The following is a 6,956-nucleotide window of genomic DNA, read 5'->3' as shown; positions in this document are numbered from 1 at the left end:
GGCATCGGCGAAAGCGTCGGTTCCTACAAGCTGGAGGAAGAAGGCGCACGCCTTTTCAGCCGGATCGAAGGCGACTACTTTACCGTTCTGGGATTGCCATTGTTGGAACTCATCGGTTTCCTGACCCAGAGGGGAGAGATCGACGGATGACAGACAAGTTGCTGCTGGCCGGTGTTATCGGAGACCCCATCGCGCATAGCCGGTCCCCCCGGCTGCACGGCCATTGGCTGGAACGCTACGGGATCGAGGGCCACTATGTTCCGCTCCACGTCACCCGCGAGCGTTTGCACGATACCTTGCGCCTGCTTCCAGAGCTGGGGTTCAGCGGCATAAACGTGACCATCCCCCACAAGGAAGCTGTCCTGCAAATCGCGGACTCCGTTACCGACCGTGCGGCACTGATCGGTGCCGCGAACACGCTGACCTTTACCGCAAGCGGCAAGCTACAGGCTGACAATACGGACGGCGTTGGTTTTCTGGAAAACATCAAGCAATACACCCATGACTGGTCGGCCTCAGAAGGACCGGCGCTGGTTCTGGGGGCAGGTGGTGCGGCTCGGGCGGTTGTATCTGCTCTGCTTACCGAGGGTTGCCCGCAGATCTACCTCGTGAACCGCACCCGCGCGCGGGCCGATGCGCTGCGCGAAAATTTTGGCGCACGGATCGTGGTGGTGGACTGGACGCGTATCCCGGATGTTCTGGGTGACTGTGCCCTTCTGGTGAACACGACCTCGCTTGGGATGGTGGGCAAGCAACCTTTGCATATCGATCTCGACCGCCTGAACCCGCAAACCGTAGTCAATGACATCGTGTATACACCCTTGCGCACGGAGCTTCTCGATGAAGCGCAGGCGCGTGGCTGTCATACCGTGGATGGTCTGGGGATGCTTCTGCATCAGGCCGCACCGGGGTTTGAGCGTTGGTTCGGCGTGAAGCCCGAAGTCGACGATCGGTTGCGCCGCGTGGTTCTTGCGAAATGAGCTATATTCTCGGCCTGACCGGGTCCATCGGCATGGGCAAATCCACAACGGCAGGGTTCTTCCGAGATCTGGGCGTGCCCGTTTGGGATGCGGATGCCGCTGTTCATCGCATCTATGCCAAGGGCGGCGCAGCGGTAGAGCCGATTTCCCGGATCTGTCCGGATGCCACCGCCATCGGGAAAGTGAATCGCGATGTTCTGAAGGACTGGATCGCGCGCGACAAGTCCGCCCTGAAGCAACTGGAAGAAATCGTGCACCCCCTGGTGGCCGCCGACCGCGCAACCTTCATTGCAGATCATCAGGAAGCGCCCCTCGTCGTTCTCGACATCCCGCTACTGTTCGAAACCGGATCGGCCGACAAGATGGACGGGGTGTTGGTCGTTTCCGTTGACGCCAAAGAGCAGCGCCGCCGGGTTCTGGACCGCGCCACGATGACCGAGGACATGCTGGACTCGATCCTGGCCCGTCAGACGCCGGATTCCGAGAAACGGGCGAGGGCAGATTTCGTGATTGAAACCTACGATCTGGACAGTGCGCGTGCTGAAGTGGTCAAACTGGTCGAAAGGCTGAGCGGGGGTAACCATGCGTGAAATCGTACTCGATACCGAAACGACCGGGTTCGATCCGGAATCGGGCGATCGGATCGTCGAGATCGGGGCGCTGGAGCTCTATAACCACTTGCCAACCGGCGAGACGTTTCACGTCTACATCAACCCCGAACGATCCATGCCGGACGAAGCTTTCGGCGTCCACGGAATTGGCCCTGATCTTCTACAATCCGGCCCGCGCGCGGCTGAGGCCGGGGAAGTGACGCTGAAAGACAAGCCGCTCTTTCGCGAGGTGGGCCAGAAGTTCCTCGATTTCGTCGGGATGGATTCCAAGCTGGTGATCCACAACGCAAGCTTTGACATGAAGTTCCTGAACGCCGAGCTTCGCTGGCTGGACCTTCCGCAAATCCCGTGGGAACGCGCGCTGGATACCCTGGCCATCGCGCGCAAGAAATTCCCGGGCTCCCCTGCGTCGCTCGATGCGCTTTGCCGCCGGTTCGGGATCGACAACTCGTCCCGGACATTGCACGGCGCATTGCTCGACTCCGAAATTCTGGCAGAGGTTTACCTGGAGCTGATCGGCGGTCGGCAACCCGGACTGGTTCTGTCTGCGCGACGAGAAACCACGGCGGCGGGACAGTCGGGCGAAACCTGGCGCCCGAAACCTCGCCAGACCCCCCTGCCTTCCCGGATCACGAAAGAAGAAGCCGCCGCCCATGCATCCTTCGTAGAGGAGATGGGCGACGGCGCGCTTTGGAAGAAGTTCGGCTGATCAGGCGTCGGCGTGCGGCTTGGCCTGCGCAGCGCGGGCCAGCTGGTTGCGATAGATCTGAACGAAATCCATGTTGTCGAGGTTGAGCGGCGGGAAGCCACCGTCATGCGACAGGTCTGCAACGATGCGACGGATGAAGGGGAACAGCATCCGCGGGCACTCGATATGCAGGAACGGATGCATCTGCTGCTCGTTCACGTTTTCGATCAGGAAGATGCCGGCATAATCCAGCTCGATCAGGAAGATCTGCTCGCCGCCTTCCTTGTTCTTGCTGTCGATCTTCAGCTTCACGACAACGTCGTACTGGTTTTCCGTTGGCCGCTTGCGGGCCTCGACGCCAACCTGCACCTGGATCTCGGGTTGAACGTTGCCCTTGACGGCTTTCTGGGCAGCGATGTTTTCGAAAGACAGGTCGCGGACGAACTGGCCAAGCACCTGCATCTTGGGCAGGGCGGGCGTCTGTTGGGCGGCGGCTTCGGGGGTCTGGGACCCGTTTTCTTCGGCCATGGTCATCTCCGGGTAAAATACGTCCAGATGGCTTTATCAGGTGCAGCACGAGGCCTCAATGGCGAGTCCAGCCAGAGGGCCCGTTTCGTGGCGCTTCGTCTTCAACCTCGTAATCACCGTCAATCACGACACCCGGTCCGGTCCGCTCTTGTTGCCATTGCGCTTGTCCGGCCACGACGGACTCCACTTTCACCCGCTTGCGCAACTCGCGCAGCACGATGTTTCGAAAGGCCGGCGTCAGAAGGGCGAACCCAAGCGCATCGGTGAAGAAACCGGGCGTCAGCAGCAGTGCACCGGAAAACAGGATCATCGCGCCATGGGCCAGCGGTTCGGTCGGGTCATTGAGATCGTTGAAGCTGGTCCTGAGATTGGCCAGCGCCTGTGCCCCTTGTGACCGGACCAGCATCGTTCCAAGCACTGCGGTCAGAACCACGATGCCAAGCGTGGCCCAAAGCCCGATCAGCCCACCAACCTGGATGAACAGGGCGATTTCGATCAGCGGAATGCCGACGAACAGGAAAAACAGCCACATCATGCGTCCTTTCTTGCCTCGGGGCGGGTCTTGGCACATGGACTTGACCGGCCCCCGCGCCTACATATGTGCCATCGGTCCGAAAGTTTTAACCCCAACCATCCCGAAAGAGGTTCCGCGATGAGCTCATCCCTACTGCAACTGCTTGTGCTGGCCGGGATCGCGATTTTCCTGATCCTGAAGCTGCGCAGCGTTCTGGGAACGCGGGATGGCTATGAAAACCCGCCTTCCGAGAGGTCGGAGCGGCGCTCCGAACCCCGCCGTGACTTCGCAGTGATCGAGGGCGGTCCGGATCGTGACATCACCGACCACGTCGATGACGGAACCGATGCCGCCAAGGCCCTGGCCGCGATGAAGATGGCCGAGCCTGGCTTTAACGTCTCGGAATTCCTGCAAGGTGCGCGCGGGGCCTATGAAATGATCCTCATGGCGTTTGAGAATGGCGATGTCGATGGTCTGCGCCCCTTCCTGGCCGACGACGTGATGGAAACCTTCGAAGACGTGATCAGCCAGCGCGAAGCGCAGGGGCTCAGCATCGACGCAAGCTTCGTCGGGTTGCGAGAGCTTGGGCTTCAGGACGCAACATTCGACCGGTCAACGGGCGAGGCGGAAGTGACGGTGCGCTTCGTTGGTGAACTGACATCGGTCGTGCGAAATGCCTCTGGCGATATCGTCGAAGGCGACCCCAATGCCATAAAGCGCCAGCGCGACGTCTGGACGTTCGCACGCTCGATGGGAAGCAACGATCCCAATTGGGTTCTGGTCGCAACCGGCGGGTAAGCGTGAATGCGCGGCGGGCTTTTTTCTCTGGTCTTGTCCGCCGCAACCCTGTTTTGTGCCCCCGTGATGGCACAGCAGATGGCTCAGATCCTAAGCTTTGACGACCTCGACGGTTGGGCCGAGGACGATCATCAAGCGGCGCTTGATGTGTTTCTCAACACCTGTCCGGACATGGAGGATGGCGAATGGCTCCGTCTATGCGCGGTGGCGCAACAGCACCCCAATGCCCGCACCTTCTTTGAGCTATTTTTTCGGCCCGTTCTGATCGGTGGCGACGATCCTGCGCTTTTCACCGGGTATTTCGAGCCTGAGCTTCATGGCTCCCGCACCCCTACAGATCGCTATCGGTACCCGGTCTACCGAATGCCACCCGACGTGGTGGAGCCGTGGCATACGCGACGAGAGATCGAGGCAGATGGCCTGTTGGAAGGTCAGGGGTTGGAAATTGCCTGGGTAGATGACGCGGTGGAGCTTTTCTTTCTGCAAATCCAGGGCTCAGGCCGCATCCGTCTGCCCGATGGCCGGGTGATCCGCGTTGGCTATGCGGGCCGAAATGGCCATGAATACCGTTCTATCGGACAAGAGCTTGTCCGGCGCGGCGTCTATGAGCCTCACCAGGTGTCTGCACAGGTCATCGCGGCCTGGGTGCGCCGCAACCCCGTGCTTGGACGGGAGCTTCTTTTTCACAATCCGTCATATGTTTTCTTCCGCGAAATCCGCACCCGGAACCCGAATGACGGGCCGCTTGGTGCCATGAACAGATCCATCACCGCGATGCGCTCGATTGCCGTGGATCCCCGGTTCACACCTTTGGGCGCGCCGGTCTGGATCGAGAAGGATGGCGAAAATCCGCTCCGCCGACTGATGATTGCTCAGGATACGGGCTCTGCCATCCAGGGTGCTCAACGGGCGGATATCTTCTATGGCTTCGGGGACGAAGCGGGGCTGGAGGCTGGACGCATCCGTGACCCGGGGCGCATGATAGTGCTGATGCCGATCGAGATCGCCAACATGATGGTTCCGGACGCCTGACATGGGACGCCGTCGAAGAACCCTCAGCGCGGAAGAGCGCAAGCTTTGGTCTGCCGTAGCGCAGACGGTAAAGCCCGCACGCCCGGACAAACCCAAGGCCGACGAGCCCTATACGGGGCTTGAGACCCATCACCCAAAGCCCAAACCGAAAAAACCGTTCACGGTTTCTGACTTCCGAATTGGCGAAACATCGACAACACCCCTGCCCGGCAGCCAACTGGCCCCGTCGGTGTCAGAGCGTTTGGCCCATGCCCCGGTGCGGATGGATCAGACCACGCACAAGAAGATGATGCGCGGCAAGCTAAAACCAGAGGCGCGGATCGATCTGCACGGGATGACCTTGGCGCAGGCACACCCTGCCCTCACGCGGTTCATCCTCGATGCCCATGATGACGGTCTCAGGCTGGTTCTGGTGATTACCGGCAAAGGCAAGGACAGGGATGATCCCGGCCCAATCCCGATCCGCCGGGGTGTATTGAAACACCAGGTGCCAAACTGGCTGCACATGCCGCCGCTCGGTCGGGTCGTTCTGGATATCCGCGAGGCCCATATCCGCCACGGTGGCACGGGTGCCTACTACGTCTATCTACGCAGGGCGCGGTAAGGTTCTGGCGGCCGTTGAAACGCCGAACCAAAGCAGCCCTGACGCCATCACGAACCAAAGCGAAATCGCGCCCATCTGATCGGGGAAGGAAATGCCCCGGTCGATGAGGAGGCCCGAAATCGCGGGGCCGATTGCAGACCCAAGAACCATGGCCGCAGTGGCAATGGACTTGATCCCGCCCAGATGGCGCGTGCCATAGAATTCTGCCCAGAAGGCTGAGGGCAAGGTACCGTTTGCCCCGACACTCATCGCTAGCAGGCCAAAGCCAAGCGCGGCGGCCCAAAGCCCGCTGGCCTGGGACATTACCAGGAAGCCGAGGGCTAGGGGCAATTGGTAGAACGGCATCAGGCGCGCCGTGCCGAAGCGGTCCAGTGCCCAACCCGTCACCAGCATGAAGAGCGTTGCGATGATGGTATAAAGCGGAAAGAGCGCCACCAGCGAGACATGGGACCAGCCTTTTACTTCGGCCAGGTGAACCTGTTGGAAAAACATCGCCGTGATGAATGCCGACGGGCCCAGGACAGAAGGAAGGACGAACCAGAACAGGGGGTGGCACAACATCTGACCGCGGGTCCAGTGTCTGCCTCCCATCCCCGTTGCCACATCACCTTCGGCCAGGGACTGCGGCGTGCGTTCCTGACGAAGAAGCCTTTGCATCAGTGGGACCATCGACAGAATGAAGAGTGCCGCGACAATCCAGAGGTTCCGCCAATCGGTAAGGGTCATGGCCCAGACGAAAATCATCGGCAGTAGTGCTTCGCCCAAGGCAAACCCGCCCGATGCAATCGCCAGGGCCTTGCCGCGTGAGGCCACGAACCAGCGCGCCATCGCAACAACGGCAATGTGGCTGGTCATCCCTTGCCCCGTGAAGCGCAGCAGGAAGATCGACAGCGGAAGCAGGGCCGCGAATGGATTGAAGGCCATGAACAGGCACGCTGCGGCCAGGCCGACAAGCACCAAGGCCCCCAGCGTGCGGACCCGAAAACGGTCTGTCAGGACGCCCGACCAGACCATTACAACCGCGGATGCCGTGGTGCCCGCCGAGTAGATCAAACCCCATTCGCCATCGGTAAGCGAAAAGCTCTCCATTATCTGACCCGCGAAGACCGAGATGAAGAAGGTTTGCCCGAATGATGACGTGAGCGTCAGAAGAGCCCCGGTCAGAAGGAACGCCGCGTTCGAACGCAGGAACGCGGCGGCG

General features: G+C 60.6%; 10 protein-coding genes. 7 read left to right on the top strand and 3 right to left on the bottom strand.

What is annotated here, in order from left to right:
• From ACEQXV_RS10160 to dnaQ, 4 genes are all read left to right on the top strand, one after another.
• On the top strand, positions 1-150 hold a 150-nt coding region (locus ACEQXV_RS10160), incomplete at its 5' end, for a Maf family protein (RefSeq protein ID WP_370269012.1).
• Positions 147-980, top strand: coding sequence for a shikimate dehydrogenase (locus ACEQXV_RS10155; RefSeq protein ID WP_370251038.1), 834 nt, complete (start codon positions 147-149; stop codon positions 978-980). The genes ACEQXV_RS10160 and ACEQXV_RS10155, both read left to right, overlap by 4 nt.
• Positions 977-1,570 carry a dephospho-CoA kinase gene (coaE, locus tag ACEQXV_RS10150; protein ID WP_370251037.1) on the top strand — a complete coding sequence of 198 codons (594 nt, stop codon included), beginning with the start codon at positions 977-979 and terminating at the stop codon, positions 1,568-1,570. Before ACEQXV_RS10155 ends, coaE begins: the two co-directional genes overlap by 4 nt.
• Complete coding sequence (dnaQ, locus tag ACEQXV_RS10145; RefSeq protein WP_370251036.1) at positions 1,563-2,300, top strand: DNA polymerase III subunit epsilon; 738 nt, start codon at positions 1,563-1,565, stop codon at positions 2,298-2,300. The genes coaE and dnaQ overlap by 8 nt, the downstream gene beginning before the upstream one ends.
• Here dnaQ and secB read toward each other — a convergent pair whose 3' ends face one another.
• Both secB and ACEQXV_RS10135 read right to left on the bottom strand, forming a co-directional pair.
• Positions 2,301-2,807, bottom strand: coding sequence for a protein-export chaperone SecB (gene secB / locus ACEQXV_RS10140; protein WP_370251035.1), 507 nt, complete (start codon positions 2,805-2,807; stop codon positions 2,301-2,303).
• A gap of 55 nt (positions 2,808-2,862) precedes the next feature.
• Positions 2,863-3,339 (bottom strand): FxsA family protein, encoded by a 477-nt coding sequence (locus ACEQXV_RS10135; protein WP_370251043.1) that lies wholly within the window; start codon positions 3,337-3,339, stop codon positions 2,863-2,865.
• Positions 3,340-3,459: 120 nt separating this feature from the next.
• Here ACEQXV_RS10135 and ACEQXV_RS10130 point away from each other — a divergent pair, with 120 nt between their 5' ends.
• The 3 genes from ACEQXV_RS10130 to ACEQXV_RS10120 all read left to right on the top strand — a co-directional run bounded on the left by ACEQXV_RS10130 (position 3,460) and on the right by ACEQXV_RS10120 (position 5,755).
• Positions 3,460-4,119, top strand: coding sequence for a Tim44/TimA family putative adaptor protein (locus tag ACEQXV_RS10130; protein ID WP_370251034.1), 660 nt, complete (start codon positions 3,460-3,462; stop codon positions 4,117-4,119).
• Positions 4,120-4,125: 6 nt separating this feature from the next.
• Positions 4,126-5,151, top strand: coding sequence for a murein transglycosylase A (locus tag ACEQXV_RS10125; RefSeq protein WP_370251033.1), 1,026 nt, complete (start codon positions 4,126-4,128; stop codon positions 5,149-5,151).
• A gap of 229 nt (positions 5,152-5,380) precedes the next feature.
• Positions 5,381-5,755 (top strand): Smr/MutS family protein, encoded by a 375-nt coding sequence (locus ACEQXV_RS10120; RefSeq protein ID WP_370251032.1) that lies wholly within the window; start codon positions 5,381-5,383, stop codon positions 5,753-5,755.
• On the opposite strand, the gene ACEQXV_RS10115 is transcribed toward ACEQXV_RS10120, so the two are convergent.
• Positions 5,738-6,943: a nitrate/nitrite transporter gene (locus ACEQXV_RS10115; RefSeq protein WP_370269011.1), complete on the bottom strand. Its 1,206-nt coding sequence runs from the start codon at positions 6,941-6,943 to the stop codon at positions 5,738-5,740. The genes ACEQXV_RS10120 and ACEQXV_RS10115 overlap by 18 nt on opposite strands.
• Positions 6,944-6,956 lie beyond the last annotated feature (13 nt).

Origin of the sequence: Nioella sp., assembly GCF_964229645.1 — a bacterium.
Lineage (GTDB): Bacteria > Pseudomonadota > Alphaproteobacteria > Rhodobacterales > Rhodobacteraceae > Nioella.
This window is presented reverse-complemented; position numbering and strand designations above follow the sequence as displayed.

Coding starts and splice junctions, on each gene's coding strand:
- ACEQXV_RS10155 (WP_370251038.1), top strand. CDS start 147: ATGACAGACAAGTTGCTGCTGGCCGGTGTTATCGGAGACCCCATCGCG.
- coaE (WP_370251037.1), top strand. CDS start 977: ATGAGCTATATTCTCGGCCTGACCGGGTCCATCGGCATGGGCAAATCC.
- dnaQ (WP_370251036.1), top strand. CDS start 1,563: ATGCGTGAAATCGTACTCGATACCGAAACGACCGGGTTCGATCCGGAA.
- secB (WP_370251035.1), bottom strand. CDS start 2,807: ATGGCCGAAGAAAACGGGTCCCAGACCCCCGAAGCCGCCGCCCAACAG.
- ACEQXV_RS10135 (WP_370251043.1), bottom strand. CDS start 3,339: ATGTGGCTGTTTTTCCTGTTCGTCGGCATTCCGCTGATCGAAATCGCC.
- ACEQXV_RS10130 (WP_370251034.1), top strand. CDS start 3,460: ATGAGCTCATCCCTACTGCAACTGCTTGTGCTGGCCGGGATCGCGATT.
- ACEQXV_RS10125 (WP_370251033.1), top strand. CDS start 4,126: ATGCGCGGCGGGCTTTTTTCTCTGGTCTTGTCCGCCGCAACCCTGTTT.